Annotated in this window: 16 protein-coding genes; 4 read left to right on the top strand and 12 right to left on the bottom strand. The window is 61.0% G+C overall.

Translation table 11 applies throughout. From position 1 onward, the window contains the following. The first annotated feature begins 31 nt into the window (after positions 1-31). Complete coding sequence (locus ACMDB8_RS25885) at positions 32-520, top strand: M48 family metallopeptidase (protein ID WP_046039320.1); 489 nt, start codon at positions 32-34, stop codon at positions 518-520. A gap of 37 nt (positions 521-557) precedes the next feature. Then, positions 558-854, top strand: coding sequence for a winged helix-turn-helix domain-containing protein (locus ACMDB8_RS25880; RefSeq protein WP_008050237.1), 297 nt, complete (start codon positions 558-560; stop codon positions 852-854). A gap of 141 nt (positions 855-995) precedes the next feature. Here ACMDB8_RS25880 and ACMDB8_RS25875 read toward each other — a convergent pair whose 3' ends face one another. Then, a complete protein-coding gene (locus ACMDB8_RS25875) occupies positions 996-1,448 on the bottom strand; it encodes a GNAT family N-acetyltransferase (protein ID WP_056726543.1) in 453 nt (150 codons plus the stop codon). Positions 1,449-1,706: 258 nt separating this feature from the next. Here ACMDB8_RS25875 and ACMDB8_RS25870 point away from each other — a divergent pair, with 258 nt between their 5' ends. Then, the gene (locus ACMDB8_RS25870; protein ID WP_056726544.1) at positions 1,707-2,444 is read left to right on the top strand and encodes a substrate-binding periplasmic protein; all 738 of its coding nucleotides are present in this window, start codon (positions 1,707-1,709) and stop codon (positions 2,442-2,444) included. A 157-nt stretch (positions 2,445-2,601) separates the two neighbouring features. Here ACMDB8_RS25870 and yccS read toward each other — a convergent pair whose 3' ends face one another. From yccS to betI, 9 genes are all read right to left on the bottom strand, one after another. Then, positions 2,602-4,785 carry a YccS family putative transporter gene (gene yccS, locus ACMDB8_RS25865; RefSeq protein WP_056726545.1) on the bottom strand — a complete coding sequence of 728 codons (2,184 nt, stop codon included), beginning with the start codon at positions 4,783-4,785 and terminating at the stop codon, positions 2,602-2,604. 218 nt (positions 4,786-5,003) lie between these two features. Next, positions 5,004-6,182: an NAD(P)/FAD-dependent oxidoreductase gene (locus ACMDB8_RS25860; protein WP_056726546.1), complete on the bottom strand. Its 1,179-nt coding sequence runs from the start codon at positions 6,180-6,182 to the stop codon at positions 5,004-5,006. 153 nt (positions 6,183-6,335) lie between these two features. Continuing rightward, entirely contained in the window at positions 6,336-7,673 is a 1,338-nt protein-coding gene (dbpA, locus tag ACMDB8_RS25855; protein ID WP_236709710.1) for an ATP-dependent RNA helicase DbpA, read from the bottom strand. Positions 7,674-7,778: 105 nt separating this feature from the next. Continuing rightward, positions 7,779-9,206, bottom strand: a complete 1,428-nt coding sequence (mdtD, locus tag ACMDB8_RS25850; protein ID WP_056726548.1) for a multidrug transporter subunit MdtD — start codon at positions 9,204-9,206, stop codon at positions 7,779-7,781. A 133-nt stretch (positions 9,207-9,339) separates the two neighbouring features. Then, positions 9,340-10,677: a TldD/PmbA family protein gene (locus ACMDB8_RS25845; protein WP_409078143.1), complete on the bottom strand. Its 1,338-nt coding sequence runs from the start codon at positions 10,675-10,677 to the stop codon at positions 9,340-9,342. Beyond that, positions 10,677-12,119 (bottom strand): TldD/PmbA family protein, encoded by a 1,443-nt coding sequence (locus ACMDB8_RS25840; RefSeq protein WP_056726550.1) that lies wholly within the window; start codon positions 12,117-12,119, stop codon positions 10,677-10,679. The genes ACMDB8_RS25845 and ACMDB8_RS25840 overlap by 1 nt, the downstream gene beginning before the upstream one ends. Before the next feature lie 275 nt (positions 12,120-12,394). Continuing rightward, complete coding sequence (betA, locus tag ACMDB8_RS25835) at positions 12,395-14,095, bottom strand: choline dehydrogenase (RefSeq protein ID WP_223541340.1); 1,701 nt, start codon at positions 14,093-14,095, stop codon at positions 12,395-12,397. 180 nt (positions 14,096-14,275) lie between these two features. Further along, positions 14,276-15,748 (bottom strand): betaine-aldehyde dehydrogenase, encoded by a 1,473-nt coding sequence (betB, locus tag ACMDB8_RS25830; RefSeq protein ID WP_223541341.1) that lies wholly within the window; start codon positions 15,746-15,748, stop codon positions 14,276-14,278. A 62-nt stretch (positions 15,749-15,810) separates the two neighbouring features. Then, positions 15,811-16,404 carry a transcriptional regulator BetI gene (gene betI, locus ACMDB8_RS25825; protein WP_056726553.1) on the bottom strand — a complete coding sequence of 198 codons (594 nt, stop codon included), beginning with the start codon at positions 16,402-16,404 and terminating at the stop codon, positions 15,811-15,813. A 380-nt stretch (positions 16,405-16,784) separates the two neighbouring features. On the opposite strand from betI, the gene ACMDB8_RS25820 reads away from it, so the two are divergent. Next, positions 16,785-18,725 carry a BCCT family transporter gene (locus tag ACMDB8_RS25820; protein ID WP_223541379.1) on the top strand — a complete coding sequence of 647 codons (1,941 nt, stop codon included), beginning with the start codon at positions 16,785-16,787 and terminating at the stop codon, positions 18,723-18,725. Positions 18,726-18,904: 179 nt separating this feature from the next. Here ACMDB8_RS25820 and choV read toward each other — a convergent pair whose 3' ends face one another. Both choV and choW read right to left on the bottom strand, forming a co-directional pair. Beyond that, positions 18,905-20,083 (bottom strand): choline ABC transporter ATP-binding protein, encoded by a 1,179-nt coding sequence (choV, locus tag ACMDB8_RS25815; protein ID WP_056726555.1) that lies wholly within the window; start codon positions 20,081-20,083, stop codon positions 18,905-18,907. After that, the gene (gene choW / locus ACMDB8_RS25810) at positions 20,080-20,925 is read right to left on the bottom strand and encodes a choline ABC transporter permease subunit (protein WP_056726556.1); all 846 of its coding nucleotides are present in this window, start codon (positions 20,923-20,925) and stop codon (positions 20,080-20,082) included. Before choW ends, choV begins: the two co-directional genes overlap by 4 nt. Positions 20,926-20,979: the final 54 nt, after the last annotated feature.

Here is a 20,979-nt window from a genome sequence, read left to right as displayed (position 1 = left end):
CGACCTTTCAGTGACCTGTATTGCCGCCCCGATGACCGTGTTGAAATATCTCCAGGCTTATCCTGCTACCTTGCAGGATCAGGTGCGCCAGCTGATCGCCGACGGTCGGCTGGGCGACTACCTGAGCCAGCGTTACCCGCAAAAGCACGGGGTGCAGAGTGACAAGGCGCTGTACACCTATGCCCTGGACCTCAAGCAGGAATACCTGCGTAATGCCCCGGCCATCGACAAGGTGCTGTTCGACAACCGTCTGGACCTGACCCACCGTGCCCTTGGCCTGCACACTACAATTTCCCGGGTGCAGGGCGGCAAGCTCAAGTCCAAGAAGGAAATCCGCATCGCTTCGCTTTTCAAGGAGGCGCCTTCCGAGTTCCTGAAAATGATCGTGGTGCATGAGCTGGCGCACTTCAAGGAGTCGGACCACAACAAGGCGTTCTACAAACTGTGCGAACACATGCTGCCGGGTTATCACCAGGTGGAATTTGATGTGCGGGTATACCTGACATGGCGGGATCTGTAGGAGCTGCCGTAGGCTGCGATCTTTTAAGGAGCATTGGATGGACGTGAGCAAGACCAAGAGCAGCTTCTATCGCCGGTTGTACGTGGCGTACCTTATCGACAGCGGTCTGGCCAGCAGCGTCCCGACGCTGACCGAGGTCACCGGCATGCCCCGGCGTACGGCGCAGGACACCATCGCGGCGTTGGCGGATCTGGATATCATTTGTGAGTTCGAGCAGGAAGAGGGCGCGCGCAACCATGCGGGGCGCTATCGGATTCGCGAGTGGGGGGCGATTGATCGCGGGTGGATCGAGCGTAATCTGCGGCAGATCAAGGCGGTGCTGGAGTATCCCTGAAATCTTTTCAGAGGATTGACTGGCGCCTTCGTCGGAACGCCGCCCGGAGCAAGCCCGCTCCCACATTTGATCTCTATCGCACACAAAATCTGTGTTCACTGCTGATCTGATGTGGGAGCGGGCTTGCTCGCGAAGAGGCCCTTACGGACGACGCATGCCAATGTGTGGAATGCCATCCTCGACAAATTCCTCACCCGTCACGACAAACCCGTACCGCCCGTAATACCCCTGCAAATGCGTCTGGGCCGAGAGGTAGATCGGCGTTTGCGGCCAGCGTTCTTCAATCTGCTTCAATGCCTGCTCCATCAACTCATGTCCAAGCCCGGCACCTCGTGCTTGTGGAGCAATGATCACCCGACCGATCACTACGTCCCCGCCTTGCAGTTCCGGGTCGAGCAGCCGCAGATAGGCCACCAGTTGATTGTTGTCCCAGGCCATCAAGTGACAAGTGTCACCTTCCAGGTCCTGGCCATCCACGTCTTGATAAGCGCATTGCTGCTCGACGACGAACACTTGCGCACGCAACTGCAAAATGGCGTATAGCTGTTCCTTGCCCAGGTCGCTGTGGTGTTTGCAAATCCAATCGACTGTCATGTTTTGATTCCCTGAAAACGTCGTTCCGATACTAAGCGCACTCACGCCAGAAGTCTTTATGGCGGAAGAATCTGTGACAAAGGCCAAAATGCCATCATTCATTTTTCGCGCGGATGTCTTCTTTGTGTAATCTGGATCGCAGCGCTGGGTTGTTGCTTCGATGAGCTAATGTTGAGTACCCGGGTCCTGCCGGTACGGGGGTCTTGGGGTTTTGGCTGAAAACACGTCGGGCAACCCGCCCGCTAAGGATTTTCTGGCATGCCGCGATTGCATCGAGCGTTGGCCTTGATTGGATTGCTGTGGCTGGCTCAGGGAGCGGCTGCAGAAAAACTGCGGTTGGTTGCTGATGCCTGGCCACCCTTTACCGACTCCACGCTCGTCAACGGTGGTCTGGCCACGGACATTGTCAGTACCGCGCTCGCCAGGGCTGGTTATGCCAGTGATTTCGAACAGGTGCCCTGGGCACGGGCCTTGATGGGATTGGGCGAGGGTCGATACGACGTGCTGGTCAACGCCTGGTACACCGAGGAGCGAACCAGGCTTGGCCAGTTTTCCGGCGAGTACCTGCTCAATCGCGTGCGTTTTCTCAAGCGCAAAGATGCGCCCATCGAATTCAATAACCTGCAGCAATTGCACACTTATCCGATTGCCATCGTGCGTGGATACGCCTATTCGCCTCCGTTCGACAACGACGAGTCGTTGCAGAAAATCCCCGTGCACAGTTTCGCCATGGCGGTGCGCATGCTCGCGGCCGACCGGGTCAAGCTGACGCTGGAAGATGAATTCGTCGCCCGCTACTACCTGGCCCGTGAGTCACCCAAGGTGCGAAACGCCGTGGAGTTCCTGCCCAAGCCATTGAGCGAGAACAGCCTGCATATCATGGTCAGCCTGAAGAATCCCGAGCATGCACGGATCGTCGCCGGTTTCGACCGGGAGATCGCGGCGATGAAGGCGGACGGAAGTTATGACAAGTTGATTAAACAGCACGGGATGTGAGTGGGTTGAGCCAGTTTCTGTGCTGTTGCTGATGGCCTCTTCGCGGGCAAGCCCGCTCCCACACTAGATCTTCAGTCGACACAAATTTTGTGAACACCAGAGAACCCCTGTGGGAGCGAGCTTGCTCGCGATGAGGGCAGACCAGGCACCACAGATCTCAATCCTCACTGGTGTCCTTGATCAGATGCGCCGCCAATGTCCTCAACGGCCCCAGCTGCCGGCAGATCAGTGCCAGTTGCGTCTGCACCAACCGTTGACCCTCATCGATTTCATCAGGCATCTGTTCCAGTTCATTGGCCAGTGCTTCTTCTTCATCGCTCTGAATCTCGATCGAAGACTTGCTCGCCAGTCCTTGGGCGATCGCGTCGATGCTGGCGGCCAGTTTCACCCCGGCCCCTTCGATCAAGTGCTCACGCATGTCCGGCGGCAGTTGGGTTTCCCGGTGCGCGCCCAGGCCCGACAGGTAACTCAGTAACGTGTGTGACAGCACCAGGAAGCGGAAGCCTACGTCCGCTTCCTTTCGGAAATGGCCCGGCTCCATCAGCATGTTGGCCAGTGTGGTCGACAGCGCCGCGTCGGCGTTGTGCGCGTTGCGGCGGGCCAGGCGGTAAGCCAGGTCGTCGCTTTTGCCCGCCGCGTATTGCTGCATGATCTGGCGCAGGTAAATGCTATTGCAGGCCAGGGTGTTGGCCAGCACCTTGTTCAGGCGTCGGCCTTGCCAGTCCGGCAGGAACAGGAACACCGCGAGGCCAGCGATCAGGCTGCCGAGCAAGGTGTCGAACAGTCGGGGCAGGAACAGCCCGTAACCGTCGCCCACCTGGTTGAAGCAGAACAGCACCATCAGGGTGATTGCCGCCGTCGCCAGGGTGTAGCGGGTGGTGCGGTTGGTAAAGAACACCACCCCGGCGGCGATGGCGAAACACGACTGGATCAGCGGATTCGGGAACAGGTCGAACAGCGCCCAGGCCAGGGTCAGGCCGATGGCGGTGCCGATGATCCGTTGACCGAGTTTGCGGCGGGTGGCGCCGTAGTTCGGTTGGCAGACGAACAGCGTGGTGAGGATGATCCAGTAGCCTTGGGACGGGTGAATCAAATGCACCATGGCGTAGCCGATGCTCAAGGCCAGGGGCAATCGCAGGGCATGGCGAAACAGCAGCGAGGTTGGCGTCAGTTGCGTGCGCAAGCGCAGCCACACGTCCTTGAGGTTGCGCGGCGAGCGGTCGAGCAGGCTGCTGTCGGTGGCATCGGCCAGGGCGTCGGGGTTGCTGGCATCGCTGAGCAGGCGGTCGAGGGTGCCGAGGTTGGCCGCCAGTGCCCGCAGTGAGCGCAGCAAGCCGCGCCAGGCCGGGTTGCTCTGGATGCGCAGGTGTTCGAGGGAGGCATCGAGGTCGCTCAGGGCCTCGGCGAAACTGGCGTCATAGGTGAACGGCTGGCGCATCTGGATCGATTCGGCCAGGGCCCGGCAGGCCTTGCCTTGCTGGCGCAACAGGCGTTGGCAGCGGAACAGCACGTCGCTGTGGAAGAAGGCGTCGGCCAGGGCGTTGTAAGGGTAGTGCGACGAACTGGCGCGCTCGTGGATGTCCTGGGCGAGGAAGTACAGCTTGAGGTAGCGGCTGACTTTCGACCCCGGGCGCCCGTTGCCGACCCGGTGCAGGATGATCTCCTTGGCGGCGTTCAGTGCCGCCACCACCCGGCCGTTCTGCTGGGCCAGTTCCAGGCGCCGAGCCTCCACGTCCATCTGCCGGATCGGCTCGAACAACGAAGATTTGAGCTTCAGGTAAAAGCCCAGTTCGCGGAACAACCGCGCCAGGCTCTGCTGCACCGGCTGATTGGAAAACAGCGCCTGCCACAACACTGACAGCACGCCGTACCAGGCTGCGCCTGCCACCAAAAGCAGGGGTTCGTGCCAGAAGTCGGTGACCGCGCCCCCACGCTGGTCCACGCCGATCATGGTGTAGACCGAAAGGATCAACGTCGCCGAGGCAATCGCGCCATAGCGTTCGCCCAGGGCGCCGAGCATGGTCAGGCAGAATGCTGCGAGGGCGAAGGCAATGATGAAGAGGTAGGGGTAGGGGAAGAGCAGTTCGACCGACAGAGCGGCAACCGCGAAACACACCAGCGTCACCGCCAGCGCGTTGAGACGGCCTTGCCAGCTGTCGTCGGTCTCGGCCAGGGCGCTGGCGATAATCCCCAGGAACAACGGGATCAGCAGGCCCATTTCATCCTGATACCAACACAGCGCCATGGTGCCGGTCAGGGCAATGAACACCCGCACGCTGTAGCTGAATTTATCCAGCGCCCAAAGGCGACGCAGAGACTGGCGGAACGAAGTCGATGACATGAAATGCGAAGGCCTTCCGAGGCAATGACGCTAAATTGAGCCACTAATGACGCCGACGCAATGGCGTCGATCACATCAGACAGCAAAATCTGTTCCTTTCCTGACTGAAATACGGTCCCTGTAGGAGCTGCCGCAGGCTGCGATCTTTTGACTTTGCTTTTCAAGATCAAAAGATCGCAGCCTCGTTTCACTCGGCAGCTCCTACAAGAACGGTGCGATCAGACGTACTGCGCAGCCGCGTAGCCCGAAGCCCAGGCCCACTGGAAGTTGAACCCGCCCAGATGCCCGGTCACGTCCAGCACTTCGCCGATGAAGTACAGCCCCGGGCTTTTCAGCGATTCCATGGTCTTGGACGACACTTCATTGGTGTTGACGCCGCCCAGGGTCACCTCGGCAGTGCGATAGCCTTCGGTGCCGGCGGGCACGACTTTCCAGTTCGCCAGTTTCTCCGCGATATCGGCCAGTTCCGCGTGGGTGTACTGCTTCATCGGTTTGGAGACGAACCAGTTGTCCGCCAGCAGGTTGGCCATCTTCTTGGTGAAGATTTCACCGAGCAGGGTTTTCAGCTCGCTGTTTGGACGTTCGGCCTGTTGCTGTTGCAGCCATTCCGGCACGTCGTGATCCGGCATCAGGTTGATCTCGACGGTATCGCCGGACTCCCAGAACGACGAGATCTGCAAGATCGCCGGGCCGCTGAGGCCGCGGTGGGTGAACAGGATATTCTCGCGAAAGCTCTGGTCGTTGCAGCTCACCAGGCAATCCACCGACGTACCGGACAGCTCGGTGCACAAGGCCTTGAGCTGATCGGTGATGGTGAATGGCACCAGGCCGGCGCGGGTCGGCAGCAGTTCGTGGCCGAACTGTTTGGCCACCTGGTAACCGAAGCCGGTGGCGCCCAGGGTCGGGATCGACAGGCCGCCGGTGGCGATCACCAGGGATTCGCAGGTGATCTGGTCAAGCGTCGTGTCCAGCAAATAGCCCTTTTCGAGCTTCTCGATGGTCTGGATCGAGGTGTCCAGGTGCAGGCTGACGCCGACCTGATCGCACTCGTTGAGCAGCATCTCAAGGATGTCGCTGGATTTGTTATCGCAGAACAGCTGGCCGAGTTTTTTCTCGTGGTACGGCACGCCGTGCTTGGCGACCATGCCGATGAAATCCCACTGGGTATAGCGGGCCAGGGCGGATTTGCAGAAGTGCGCGTTCTGTGAGAGGAAATTGCTCGGCTCTGTGTACATGTTGGTGAAATTGCAGCGGCCACCGCCCGACATCAGGATTTTCTTGCCGGCCTTGTTGGCATGGTCCAGCAGCAACACCTTGCGCCCACGCCCGGCGGCGGTCAGTGCACACATCAACCCTGCGGCGCCAGCGCCAATGATCACGACTTCGGTAGAGCGCAAAACGGTGTCCTCTTGATGTATCACCACAAAACCAATGTGGGAGCGGGCTTGCTCGCGAAAGGGCCATCACATTCAACATCAATGTCGACTGATAAACCGCTTTCGCGAGCAAGCCCGCTCCCACAGGGGGATCTTCGTTGGGTCGAAGATCGCTTACAAAATGCGAACGCGCAACGAACGGCCCTTGATCTTGCCGTCGTTCAAACGCTGCAAGGCCTGCTTGGCAACGCCGCGCTCCACGGCCACATAGGCCTGGAAGTCGAAAATCGCGATCTTGCCGACCTGGGCACCGGGGATGCCGGCGTCACCGGTCAGTGCGCCAAGAATGTCGCCCGGACGAACCTTGTCCTTACGGCCGGCAGCGATGCACAGGGTGCTCATCTGCGGCAGCAGCGGACCACCACCCTTGGAGGTGAGGTTGTCCACCTGATCCCAGGTCAATGGTGTCTTCTGCAATTGTTCGATGGCCTGGGCGCGCTGCGCTTCGGACGGCGCCACCAGGCTGATGGCGAGGCCTTTCTCACCGGCACGGCCAGTACGGCCGACGCGGTGGATGTGGATTTCCGAATCGCGGGCCAGTTCGACGTTGATCACCATGTCCAGCGAGTCGATATCGAGGCCGCGGGCGGCGACGTCGGTCGCCACCAGCACTGAAGTACTGCGGTTGGCGAACATCGCCAGCACCTGGTCGCGGTCACGCTGTTCCAGATCGCCGTGCAGGCCGACGGCGGAAATGCCTTTGGCGGTCAGGTGGTCGACGGTTTCCTGAACCTGCTGCTTGGTGTAGCAGAAAGCCACGCAGGAGGCCGGGCGGAAGTGGCCAAGGACCTTGGTCACCGCACTCATGCGGTCATCCGGAGAGATCTCGAAGAAGCGCTGCTCGATCTGCGTGTCGTCGTGGAACGCTTCGGCCTTCACTTGCTGCGGGTTGCGCATGAACTTCGAGGCCAACTGCTTGATGCCTACCGGGTAGGTGGCGGAGAACAGCAGGGTCTGGCGACGCTCCGGGGCCTGCATGATGATTTCTTCGATGGAATCGTAGAAACCCATGTCGAGCATGCGGTCGGCTTCGTCGAGGATCAGGGTGTTCAGGCCGTGGAGTACCAGCGAACCCTTGCGCAGGTGCTGCTGGATGCGTCCCGGGGTGCCGACGATGATGTGCGCGCCGTGTTCCAGCGAAGCGATCTGCGGGCCGAGGGACACGCCGCCGCACAGGGTCAGGACCTTGATGTTGTCTTCGGCGCGGGCCAGGCGACGGATTTCCTTGGCGACCTGGTCAGCCAGCTCGCGGGTCGGGCACAGGATCAGCGCCTGGCAACCGAAGTAGCGCGGATTGATCGGGTTCAGCAGGCCGATGCCGAAGGCAGCGGTCTTGCCGCTGCCGGTCTTGGCCTGGGCGATCAGGTCCATCCCCTTGAGGATCACCGGCAAGCTTTGCGCCTGGATCGGCGTCATCTGGGCATAACCGAGGGAGTCGAGGTTAGCCAGCATGGCGGCGGACAGCGGCAAAGTATTAAATTCGGTGGCGATGGTGGTCACGGGACTGGCCTGCAAAACAAAATGTCGCGCAGTGTACCAGCCCAGTGGCCATTCGCCCTAAGGCTCTATGTGTTCTTCCGGACGTTTAACACGCCGTCCGTCATTCCGTGACAGCTGGGAAAAGATCGTCGCGGCCAACATTGCCATGATTCCTACGGTCACGAAGGTCAATTGGAATGCCCCCAAAACCGTGTCCACGCCATCATTGCCAATCTCCGCCGTAAAGCCACCGAGCAACGCACCCGCGCACGCAACCCCCAGGCTCAGGGACAATTGCGCGACCACCGACAGCAAGCTGTTGCCACTGCTGGCGCTGGCATCGTCGAGGTCGATCAGGGTCACGGTGTTCATCGCAGTGAACTGCAAGGAGTTGATCGCGCCAAGGATCGCCAGCTGGCACAGCAGCAGCCAGTACGGCGTCTGCTCGCTGACCAGGCCCATGCTCGCCAGCATGATCCCCAGGGCCAGGGTGTTGCCGGTGAGCACGATGCGGTAGCCCAGACGCTCGATCAGCGGCCGCGCCACCCACTTGGCGATCATCGCCGCCGCCGCCAGCGGCAGCATGCTCATCCCGGCCTGGGACGGCGAATAGCCCAGCGCCACTTGCAGCAGCAACGGCACCAGAAAGGGCAGGGCGCCGCTGCCGAGACGGGCGAACAGGTTGCCGAGAATGCCCACGGCAAAGGTCCGGGTCTTGAACAGCGACGGCGCGAACAACGGGTTCTCGATATGCCCGGCGCGCAGCCAGTACGCCGCCAGGCACGCCATGCCGCCGAACAGCAGTAACATCACCCGCAGATGCGGCAGGTGCAATTCGCCCAGGCCTTCCATGGCGATGGTGATCAGAATCATCGCCGCGCCAAACAGCACGAAGCCCAGGCTATCGAAGCGCGTGCGCTCGGAACCGCGCAGGTCCGGGATGAATTTCCACACGGCGTAGCAACCGACCAGCCCCACCGGCAGGTTGATCAGGAAGATCCAGTGCCAGGTCAGGTATTGCACCATCCAGCCGCCCATGGTCGGGCCGATCAAGGGGCCGAGCAGCCCGGGAATGGTGATGAAGCCCATGATCCGCACCAGCTCCGAACGCGGGTAGGCGCGCAGCACCACCAGCCGCCCAACCGGCAGCATCAATGCGCCGCCCAGGCCCTGGATCACCCGGGCACCGATCAGCATGCTCAGGCTGCTCGACAATGCGCAGAGCAGCGAGCCGAGGCTGAACAGCAAAATCGCACTGAAGAAGATTTTCCGGGTGCCAAAGCGGTCGGCGATCCAGCCGGACGCGGGAATCAGCAAGGCGACGGTGAGCATGTAGGCGATGATCACGCCCTGCATGCGCAGCGGATCTTCGGCCAGGTCCCGGGCCATGGCGGGCAGGGCGGTGTTGAGGATCGTCCCGTCGAGGGACTGCATGAAGAAGGCAATGGCGACGACCCAGGGTATCCAGCGGGCGGTCACGGCGTCGAGAGGCGGGCGGTTGGGCATGGGACCTCTTGTGGTGGTCAGGTAACCGGACCCTGTGGGAGCGGGCTTGCCCGCGAAGAGGTCGTAACATTCAACATCAATGTCGACTGATCCGCCGCTTTCGCGGGCAAGCCCGCTCCCACAGGTATTGCGTTTACAGGGTCAGGGTCAATCGGCTGACCAACGCCCCCGGCAACAACGCCGACGCCGTCGCTCGCTGACTATAGGTACTCGCCGACAACAACAACTCCCGCTCCTCGGTCAAGGCTTCCAGTTGCGAACCGAGCAGGCTGAAGGCGCTGTCATCGAAGCGCATGGTGTTGGCCGGCGCCTGGATCTCGCCGTTCTCGACCCAGAACGTGGCAAACCGGGTCATGCCGGTCAGGCGTGCGGCCGGTTGATCCGAGAAGTTCAGGTACCACAGGTTGCTGATGTACAGCCCCGTGCCCAGTTGCTTGAGGATGTCCGCGTCAGGCAATGCCCCGGCTTTCATGTTCAGCGCGCTCGGTGACTCACCGCCGCTGGCGCCATTGGCGGTCAAGCCGTATTCGGCGGCGCTGCGCGAACTGACCAGTCGTGCCCCGGCCTTGCCGTCGACGATCAACTTAAGATCGCTGCGTGGATAACCCTCATCGGAAAACGCCGGGCTCAGCGAGCCGCTGACTTTTTCATCCAGCGAGACCAGCGGGCTGAACGCGCTGTCGCCACCGTAGAGCTTTTGCAGCGGGCTGCTTTTGCTGGCGATCGACTGTGCCGAGAAACCACCCCAGCACAGCATGCCCATGATTTCTTCCAGCGCCGCCGGTGCCAGGTAAGCGCGGTACTGGCCGGGCGGCAAAGTGCGCAGCGGCCGGCCCAGAAACTCAAGCTGCTCGCGGGCCTGCTGGAAGCGTCTGGCAAAGCCTTCGCTATTCCAGTCGTGCCCGGCGTAGCTGGCTTTCACGGCCTGGCCATTCTCGTGGAACAGGCTGAAGTCGAAATTGAAACTGTTGGCCTGATGCCAGCCGAAGGCGCCCGAAGAACTGGCAAAGCCACGACTGATCGGGCCGGCGGCGTAGAAACCGACAAGATCCAGGCCTTCGGCGGCCTGGGTGATTTGCGCGACTACCTCCTCGGTGTCCGGCAGCGGATGCGATTGCACGTTGTTGCTCTGCCAGCCGTTGTGGTTGAGCAGCAAATAAGGATCCTGAGGCAGCAGCGGCAAGGTTTCCCGCAGCTGTTGCAGGCCTTCGGTCAAACGTTGCAGATCAACCTGGGGATCGCCGCCCAGGGTGATGTTCAGGTCGGCATGGCGGCCTTCGTTAATCAGTTTCAGGCCGATACTCGCCTGCTGCACCTGACCGGCCTGACGCACCCTGGCGTGGTTGAAACGCACGAAGGCCGACGACTCGGCGGCGTAGCTGAGGGTGAACTGCTCGGGCTCGCGCAGGGCTTCACGCAGGCTGTTGACCAGCGCCTTGAACGACGCGGACTGGCTGTTTGAAGGATTCATCAGGCGTCTCCTCCGAATACATCAACATTGCTGAACACGCAGGCCGGTGACGCGTGGCCGACGCGGATCACCTGGTTCGGTTCGCCCTTGCCGCAGTTCGGTGTGCCGAGGACCTTCAAGGTACTGGCATCGCCGACGGCGCTGAGGCTCTTCCAGAATTGCGCGGAGATGCCCCGGTAATTGGGGTTCTTCACCACACCCTTGAGTTCGCCGTTTTCGATCAGTTGGCCCCATTCGCAGCCGAACTGGAATTTGTTGCGCGCATCGTCGATCGACCATGAACGGTTGGTCGACATCAGCACGCCGTGTTCGATACCGCCGATCAGTTGTTCGATGGACTGGTCGCCCGGCTCGATGTTGAGGTTGGCCATGCGGTCGATCGGCGGGCGGTTCCAGCCACAGGCACGGCTGTTGGCGACGCCGTCCATGCCCGCACGAAATTGCGACAACGCACCGCCCAGCGGGCGCAGTAGCAGGCCTTCGCGGATCAGGAACTGTTTGCTGGCAGGCGTGCCGTCGTCGTCATGGCCGTAGCTGGCGAGCTCCTCGGGGATGTCCGGGTCGAAGGTCACGTTGAGCAGGCCGGAACCGTATTGCAGGCGCCCGAAATCACTGGCTTTGACGAAGCTGGTGCCGGCGTAGTTGCGCTCGTCGCCGAGGATGCGGTCCAGTTCCAGCGGATGGCCGATGGACTCGTGGATTTGCAGCATCATCTGGTCGGGCATCAGCAGCAGGTCGCGTTTGCCTTGCGGGGTGTTTGGCGCCAGGAGCAACTGCAGGGCCTGATCGGCCACCTGGGCACCGGCACCGATCAGGCCGCAGCGGCTGATGACGTCCGCCGCGCCTTGCTGGCCGAAGTTCTCGCGGCCAAGGCTGCGGGTCTGGCTGTCGTTGCCGTCGTAGGCCGTGACATCCAGGCCGGGGTACACAAAGCGTTGGGCCTGGCGCAGTTCGGCACCGGCGCTGTTGAGGTAGATCTGCTCGACGTGGGTGATACCGAGGCTGACCTGCCAGTTCACCAGGCGGTCGTCCTTGGGCACGGCGGCGGATTCGGCGCCGAGCAACTGGTAGCACTCACTCAGGGACGGGAAGGCCTGGTCGAGGTTGGGTGAAAAGTAATCGGCGCGGTCGCTGGAAACGGCTTGTTCGCGCAGGTCCAGCAAGGCGTGGGGCTTGAGTCGACGGGCCTGAAGTTCGGCGCGTTCGAGGGCGGCTTGCAGGCCTTGTGGCGACAAATCGTTGGTGGCCGCATAGGCCTCGACGCCATTGACCCGCACGGTCAGCATCGCCCCTTCGTCACGGCTCAGGCTCGGCGGTTCGGCGACGTTCTTGCGCACCGACAGGTACTGCCCGGACTCGCGTACATAACGCAGGGAAAAGAATTCGGCACCCGTGCGCAAGGCAGCGAAGCGCTGCTTGAGCTGGGGGTAAAAATCGAACATTCGTGAACCTCCTGGGTATGGAGTGGCGATGGAGCGGTGCTGCGAGGGGAGGGGTGAAACGATTGCGTGGCGCTAGATTAGGCCTGCGAGGGGGGCGGATCAAGTTTGGATCGGACTTGCGAGTGATTGCTGGGGGAGAGGTGTTGCCTGACCGGGCCTCTTCGCGAGCAAGCCCGCTCCCACATTTGATCTGGGTGTACACAAAATCTGTATTCACCGAAGATCTAGTGTGGGAGCGGGCTTGCTCGCGAATAGCCGTAACGCGGTGTAACGCCTTAAGCGATCTGGCTCACTTCCCGCACCGGCTTGCCTTTCACCGGCGCTTCACCCGCCACATAGTAAGTGGCGGTGCTGCGCGGCAACGGCTTGCGGCCACGGATCTTGTCGGCGATTTTCTCGGCCATCATGATCGTTGGTGCGTTGAGGTTGCCGGTGGTGATGATCGGCATGATCGAGGCATCGACCACGCGCAGGCCTTGCATGCCATGCACGCGACCTTCGCCATCGACCACGGCCATTTCGTCGGTGCCCATCTTGCACGAGCAGGACGGGTGGAACGCGGTTTCGGCGTGTTCGCGGATGAACTTGTCCAGTTGCTCGTCGCTCTGCACGTCGATACCCGGGCTGATTTCGCGACCACGGAAGGCGTCCAGTGCAGGCTGCTGCATGATTTCACGGGTCAGGCGGATGCCGTCGCGGAATTCCTGCCAGTCCTGCTCGGTGGCCATGTAGTTGAACAGGATGCTCGGGTGCTGGCGCGGGTCCTTGGACTTGGCCTGGATGCGCCCGCGGCTCGGCGAACGCATGGAGCCCATGTGCGCCTGGAAGCCGTGCTCTTTCACGCCGTTGCTGCCGTTGTAGTTAATCGCTACCGGCAGGAAGTGGTACTGGATGTTCGGCCATTCGAATTCCGGACGGGTACGGATGAAACCGCCGGCTTCGAACTGGTTGCTGGCGCCGATGCCGGTGCCGTTGAACAGCCACTCGGCACCGATGGCCGGCTGGTTGTACCAGAGCAGCGACGGGTACAGCGAGACCGGTTGGGTGCAAGCGTATTGCAGGTACAACTCAAGGTGATCCTGCAGGTTTTCACCGACGCCCGGCAGGTCGTGGACCACCGGAATGTCGAGCTTGTTCAGCAGTTCGGCCGGGCCGACGCCGGAGCGTTGCAGGATCTGCGGCGAAGCGATGGCGCCGGAGCACAGCAGCACTTCCTTGCGCGCCTTGACCTCAACGCGCTCTTCAGCGGCGCCGACCAGGTAACGCACGCCGACCGCACGCTTGCCTTCGAACAGGATCTTGTCGGTCAGGGCATGGGTGACGATGGTCAGGGTCGAACGCTTCTTGGCCACGTCCAGGTAACCACGGGCGGTGGAAGCACGACGACCTTTGGGTGTCACGGTGCGGTCCATCGGGCCGAAGCCTTCCTGCTGGTAGCCGTTCAAGTCTTCGGTACGCGGGTAACCGGCCTGCACGCCGGCTTCAACCATGGCGTGGAACAGCGGGTTGTTGCCGGCTTTCGGCGTGGTCACGCTGACCGGGCCGTCGCCACCGTGGTAGTCGTTCGGGCCGATGTCGCGGGTTTCCGCTTTACGGAAATATGGCAGGCAATCCAGGTACGACCAGTCTTCCAGGCCTGGCAGTTTCGCCCAGCCGTCGTAGTCCATAGCGTTGCCGCGGATGTAGCACATGCCGTTGATCAGCGAGGAACCACCCAGGCCCTTGCCGCGACCGCATTCCATGCGACGGCCATCCATGTGTGGTTCTGGATCGGTTTCGTAGGCCCAGTTGTAGCGACGGCCTTGCAGCGGGAACGCCAAGGCGGCCGGCATCTGCGTGCGGAAGTCGAAACGGTAGTCCGGGCCGCCCGCTTCGAGCAGCAGGACGGTGACGCCGGCGTCTTCGGTCAGACGGGTCGCCAGGGTGTTACCGGCCGAGCCGGCACCGATGATGATGTAGTCGAATTCTTGGGACATTGAATGCACCCTCTTTGATGTTGGTCAGGTCTGGCCTGACGAGTGCTGCGCACTCGATTCGCGAGTAAGCCCGCTCCCACATTTGATCTCTGGTGTACACAGGATCTGTGTTCGCCACTGGTCCCTTGTGGGAGCGGGCTTGCTCGCGAGAGGCCCTCGCGAGCAATACGGGTCTCAGTCTTAGAACACCGAGACGTAATCGCCCAGCTCGACCTGTACCGATTTGATGCGGGTGAAGTTGTTCAGCGAGCTGATGCCGTTCTCACGGCCGACACCCGACTGCTTGTAGCCGCCAACCGGCATCTTCGCGTCGGACTCGCCCCAGGCGTTGATCCAGCAGATACCGGCTTCCAGCTGATGAATCACGCGGTGGGCGCGGTTCAGGTCCTTGGTGACGATACCGGCGGCCAGGCCGAAGTCGGTGTCGTTGGCGCGGCGGATCACTTCTTCCTCGGTTTCGTAGGACAGGATCGCCATGACCGGGCCAAAGATTTCTTCACGCACGATGGTCATGTCGTCGGTGCAGTCGGTGAACACGGTCGGCGCCACGAACGCACCTTTGGCGAATTCGCCGTCGGTCAGGCGCTCACCGCCGCACAGCAGGCGGGCACCTTCTTCCTTGCCCTTGGCGATGTAGCCCAGCACGCTTTCCATGTGCGCAAAACTGACCAGCGGACCGAAGTTGGTGTTTTCGTCTTGCGGGTTGCCGATGCGGATGCGTGCAACGCGCTCGGCGATCTTGGCTTCGAAAGCGGCTTTCAGGTGGGCCGGGACGAACACGCGAGTGCCGTTGGTGCAGACCTGCCCGGAGCTGTAGAAGTTGGCCATCATCGCGGTGTCGGCGGCGCGATCGAGGTCGGCGTCGTCGCAGATGATCAGCGGGGATTTGCCGCCCAGTTCCATGGTCACGTCCTTGAGCGAAGAGCTCGAGGCGCTGGCCATGACTTTCTTGCCGGTGTCGGTGCCGCCGGTGAACGAGACTTTCTCGATGCGCGGGTGCTCGGTCAACCAGGTGCCGACTTCACGGCCGCTGCCGGTCAGGACGTTGAACACGCCGTTTGGCACGCCGGCTTCGGTGTAGATCTCGGCCAGTTTCAGGGTGGTCAGCGAGGTGACTTCGCTTGGCTTGAAGATCATCGCGTTGCCGGCCGCCAGGGCGGGTGCGGATTTCCACAGGGCGATCTGGATCGGGTAGTTCCACGCGCCGATACCGGCCACGACGCCCAGCGGCTCGCGACGGGTGTAGACGAACGAAGTGGTGCGCAGTGGAATCTGCTCGCCTTCGATGGCCGGTACCAGGCCTGCGTAGTACTCCAGCACGTCAGCGCCGGTGACGATGTCGACATAGCGGGTTTCGGAGTAGGCCTTGCCGGTGTCCAGGGTTTCCAGGGCGGCCAGTTCGTCGTTGCGCTCGCGCAGGATTTCCACGGCGCGACGCAGGATGCGCGAACGCTCCATGGCGGTCATGGCGGCCCAGATCTTCTGGCCCTTTTCGGCGCTGACGACGGCGCGTTCGACGTCTTCCTTGGTCGCACGTTGCACTTTTGCGAGGACTTCACCGTTAGCCGGGTTGATGGCTTCGAAAGTGGCGTCGCTGCTGGCGTCGCTGTACGCGCCATCGATGTAGAGTTTTTGCAGTTCGAAACGGGCCATAAAGTCCTCGCAAGAGCATTAAGTGGCTGGCGCGGTTCGGTGGTTGAGCGTTTATGTGTGCTCTAACTCACCCGCTTGGCCAGTTGGGTATCCATGTATTCGTAAGCAATCTGTTGCGCCTGCCCGGTGTCGAAAGCATCTCCCGACAGCGCGCCGCGTAACCACAGGCCGTCGATCAACGCAGCCAGGCCTCGGGCGGCACTGCGCGCATCATTGAGCGGCAGTACGCGGCGGAACTGGCAGCACAGGTTGGAATACAGACGGTGATCGTTGATCCGCTGCAACCTGTGCAAAGACGGCTGGTGCATGCTGGTGGCCCAGAAGGCCAGCCAGGTTTTCATCGCCGGGCCATTGACCTGGCTGGCGTCGAAGTTGCCTTCGATGATCACCTGCAGATGCGCCCGCGGGCTGTCATCTGTCAGCGCCTGTCGGCGCAGGGTGACGTTCTCGCTCAGGACGGTCATCAGGTACCCCATGGTGGCGGCAATCAGGCCGTTCTTGTCCTGAAAGTAGTGACTGATGATGCCATTCGAGACACCTGCCAAACGGGCGATCAGCGCAATGCTGGCGTCCCCCATTCCGACCTGATCGACGGCCAGCAAAGTGGCTTCGATCAATTGCTGGCGGCGGATGGGTTGCATACCGACCTTGGGCATCTTGCACATCTCCTTAGGCCTTCCGGTGGACGTAGTACGGCTACCGGGTTGAAGGCCAGTCTATTTTGTTTTGATTGAACGTTCAATCAACAAAGAATAAGATCTGCGACAAATCGTCGCTGCCTGTGAATTTTCCTACGCGCTGTGGCGGAAAAAACGACAACTGAAACGGCTCGAAACCTACGCGCTGCGGCGCTCCAGGGGTTTCGGGCTTTTTTCGGGGTGTCTTTATATCACCCGCCGGTCGGCTGCCCACTAACCGATTGGTCGGGTAACACGTTTGTCTTGCGTTCTTCTCTCGCACTGCCCGGAGCATCTGTGCCATGAGTTCTGCCTCGCTAATAAAGACCCCACCCGAGAAGGTGACGGTCAACGGTTGGGTGTTCTACACCTCTACCGCGTTGATTCTGTTGTTGACCGCCATTCTGATCATCGCCCCGCAAGAGGCCGGCAGAATGCTGGGTACGGCGCAAGCCTGGTTGTCCCGCAGCTTCGGCTGGTACTACATGGTGGTGATTGCCGCCTACCTGATTTTCGTCGTCGGCCTGGCGTTTTCGTCCTACGGCAAATTGAAACTGGGCAGCAAGGACGACACCCCGGACTTCAGCTACGGCGCCTGGGCGGGGATGCTGTTCTCGTCGGGTATCGGCATCTCATTGCTGTACTTCGGCGCGTCCGAGCCGCTGGACCACTACTTCAACCCGCCGGAAGGCGTGGCCGGCAGCAACCTTGCCGCCCGTCAGGCCGTTCAACTGACGTTCCTGCACTGGGGCCTGCACGGCTGGGCGATCTATGCGCTGGTGGGGTTGGCCGTGGCGTACTTTGCCTACCGGCATAACCAGCCGCTGGCGTTGCGTTCGGCGTTGTATCCGCTGGTGGGCGAGCGTTGGGTCAAGGGCGCGGCCGGGCATGCGGTGGACGGCTTCGGCATGTTCGTGACCCTGCTGGGGCTGGTGACGAACCTGGGGATCGGTTCGCTGCAAGTGTCGTCGGGGCTGGAAAACCTGTTCGGCATGGAACACAGCAACACCAACCTGCTGATCGTGATCATCGTGATGAGCACCGTGGCGACCATCGCTGCCGTGTCGGGCGTGGAAAACGGCATCCGCCGTCTGTCCAACCTGAACATCGTGCTGTTCAGTGGCCTGCTGATTTTCGTGCTGTTGTTCGGCCCGACCTTGCACCTGCTCAACGGCTTCGTACAGAACGTCGGTGACTACCTGAATGGCGTGGTGCTGAAGACTTTCGACCTCTATGTCTACGAGGGCGATAGTGAGAAGTCCGACCGCTGGTTGGGCCTGTGGACCCTGTTCTACTGGGCCTGGTGGATTTCCTGGGCACCATTCGTGGGCATGTTCATCGCGCGTATTTCCCGTGGCCGCACCGTGCGCGAACTGGTAGCCGGCGTGCTGCTGATTCCGCTGGGCTTCACCCTCGCGTGGCTGTCGATCTTCGGTAACTCGGCTTTGGACCTGGTGATGAACCATGGGGCGGTGGAGCTCGGGAAGACGGCACTGGAACAGCCGTCCATGGCGATCTACCAGTTGCTTGAGCACTACCCGGCGTCGAAGGTTGTGATCGGCGTGTCGATCTTTGTCGGTTTCGTGCTGTTCCTGACCCCGGCGGACTCCGGCGCGGTGATGATGGCCAACCTTTCGTGCAAGGGCGGTAATGTCGACGAAGACGCACCGCACTGGCTGCGGATCTTCTGGTCGGCGGTGATCACCCTGGTGACCATCGGCCTGCTGTTCGCCGGCAACTTCGAAGCCATGCAAACTATGGTGGTGCTGGCCGGTCTGCCGTTCTCGGTGGTGTTGGTGTTCTTCATGTTCGGTTTGCACAAGGCCATGCGCCAGGACGTGCAGATTGAACAGGAGCAAGCGCAGTTGGCCGAACGTGGCCGTCGAGGTTTCAGCGAGCGCTTGACTCAACTGGACCTGCAACCGAGCCAATCGGTGGTGCAGCGCTTCATGGACAAACAGGTGAGCCCGGCGCTGGAAGATGCGACGGCGCAGATGCGTGCACAAGGCCTGCAAGTGCAGACTTTGCTCGGTAAGTCCAAGCGTTGCATGGGCGTGCGCGTGGAAATGGAAGAGGGAAACCCTTTCGTCTACGAAGTGAGCCTGGATGGCTATCTGGCCACGCCGACCGAATCGGTGCAATCCGACGAGGCGCGCCAGCGTTTCTATCGCGCCGAGGTGTACCTGCACAACGGCAGCCAGGACTACGACTTGATGGGCTTCACCCAGGATCAGATCACCCGTGACGTGCTCGATCAGTTTGAAAGCCATCGGCAGCTACTTGGCCGGGTTTATAGCTGAGTGGTGAAAGGGCGCGGTGTGTCAGTGGCATCGCGTCAGCCTTAAAAGATCGCAGCCTTCGGCAGCTCCTACAGGGGAATGCGTTTTAGGTAGGAGCTGCCGAAGGCTGCGATCTTTTGATCTTTGCTCTTCAAACAAAAACGCCGCGATTCTATCGCGGCGTTTTTGTGTCTGTTGCCTTACCCCAGGTTCTTGCCGAGCAGTGCGTGATATAGCTCGCTGTCGCCAAGAATCCCCACCACCTTGTTGTTGTCGTGCAGCACCAGCTTGTTGCCGGTCTGATAACGAATCTGCAGTGCATCGCGCATGCCGATGTTCGAGTCCACCAGGGTTGGTCGACGACCCAGGCCTTCAACGGCCTGACCCGGTATCCAGTTCTGCAAGTCCAGCACAGAGCCGTTTTGGCGAGCGCCCTTGATGGTGTTGCCATCGGCCAGGTCCAGCCACGAATCACCGCCTGGATCCAGGCACACCGAACCGTTGATGCGTTTGCAGTTGTCCAGGGTGCGCATCAGGCTGCGACCGCACAGTACGTTGAGCGGGTTGGTGTGGGCAACGAAGGTCCGCACGTAATCGTCCGCAGGGTTGAGGACGATTTCTTCCGGTTTGCTGTACTGGATAATCCGGCCGTCTTTCATGATCGCGATGCGGCTGCCCAGTTTCAGGGCCTCATCGAGGTCGTGGCTGACGAATACGATGGTCTTGTTGAGCTTGTGCTGCAGCTCCAGCAGCTCGTCTTGCAGGCCCTGGCGGATCAACGGGTCGAGGGCCGAGAACGGTTCGTCCATCAGCAATATGTCGGCGTCCATCGCCAGCGCACGGGCCAGGCCCACGCGTTGCTGCATACCACCGGACAGCTCATCGGGTTTCTTGTTGCGCCACTGGGCCAGGCCCACCAGCTCAAGCTTTTCGTCCACCAGTTTGCGTCGTTCCTTTTCCGGACGACCCTGCATTTCCAGGCCGAAGCTGATGTTCTCGCGCACTGTCAGCCAAGGCATCAGGGCGAACTTCTGGAACACCATCGCGATGCGCTTGGTGCGCATCATTTTCAGTTCTGCCGGGGTGCACGAGGCAATGTCGATCTGCTTGCCTTCGTGCTCGACGAACAGCTTGCCGCGGCTGACGGTGTTGAGGCCGTTGATGCAGCGCAGCAGGCTGGACTTGCCGGAGCCGGACAGGCCCATCAGCACGCAGATTTCACCTTTTTCGATATCCAGGCTGGCTTTTTCAACGCCGACAATCTGCCCGGTCTTTTTCAGGATTTCGTTACGGGTCATGCCTTGATCCAGCAGCTTGAGGGCCTCGCGTGGATCCTTGGAGAAGATAACGTCAACGTTATCAAAGCGAATAATGCTCATGCATCACCCCCTACTTTGGCGTCGGGTTGTTTGCAGATACGGTCGAGCATGATCGCCAGCAGTACGATCGCCAGGCCTGCTTCGAAGCCCAGGGCGATATCAGCAGTGTTCAGTGCGTTGACCACCGGTTTGCCCAGGCCATCGGCGCCCACCAGTGCCGCAATCACCACCATCGAAAGGGACAGCATGATGCACTGGGTGATGCCGGCCGCGATGCTTGGCATGGCGTGGGGCAGTTCGATTCTTGAAAGCAACTGACGGCGCGAGCAGCCAAAGGCCTTGCCGGCATCCATCAATTCTTCCGGAACATCGCGGATACCCAGGTAAGTCAGGCGGATGGGCGCGGCAATCGCGAACACCACCGTGGAGATCAGGCCCGGGACCACACCCAGCCCGAAGAGGGTGAGGGTAGGAATGAGGTACACGAAGGTCGGTACGGTCTGCATCAGATCGAGTACCGGACGCATTAAAGTATAGAACATCGGCTTGTGCGCGGCGACGATGCCCAATGGCACACCGATGAGCACGCAGACCAGGGTGGCGAATAGCACCTGGGCGAGGGTTTCCATGGTTTCCTGCCAGTACCCCAGATTGAGGATCAGCAGGAAGGAGGCAACGACAAACGCGGTCAGGCCCCATTTGCGTTGAATGAAGTGTGCCAGTAGTGCGATCAGGCCGATCAATGCCAGCGGGTTGAACCAGGTCAGCGCAAACGTCACGCCGTGGATCATCGTTTCCAGTGTCACGGCGATGGCGTCGAAGGTGCTGGCGCCGTGTTGCGTCAACCATTCAACGAAGCCTGCGATGTACTGGCCTAGGGGTATTTTCTGATCAATCAGCATGGTAGTGAACGTCCGCATGCAAGGTAATTAACAGCCCGGGCAGGCGAACCTGCC

The sequence above is a fragment of the Pseudomonas monachiensis genome (genome assembly GCF_047345015.1).
GTDB classification, from domain to species: domain Bacteria; phylum Pseudomonadota; class Gammaproteobacteria; order Pseudomonadales; family Pseudomonadaceae; genus Aquipseudomonas; species Aquipseudomonas monachiensis.
The sequence above is the reverse complement of the archived record's forward strand: the minus strand, read 5'-3'. Positions and strand labels throughout refer to the sequence as shown.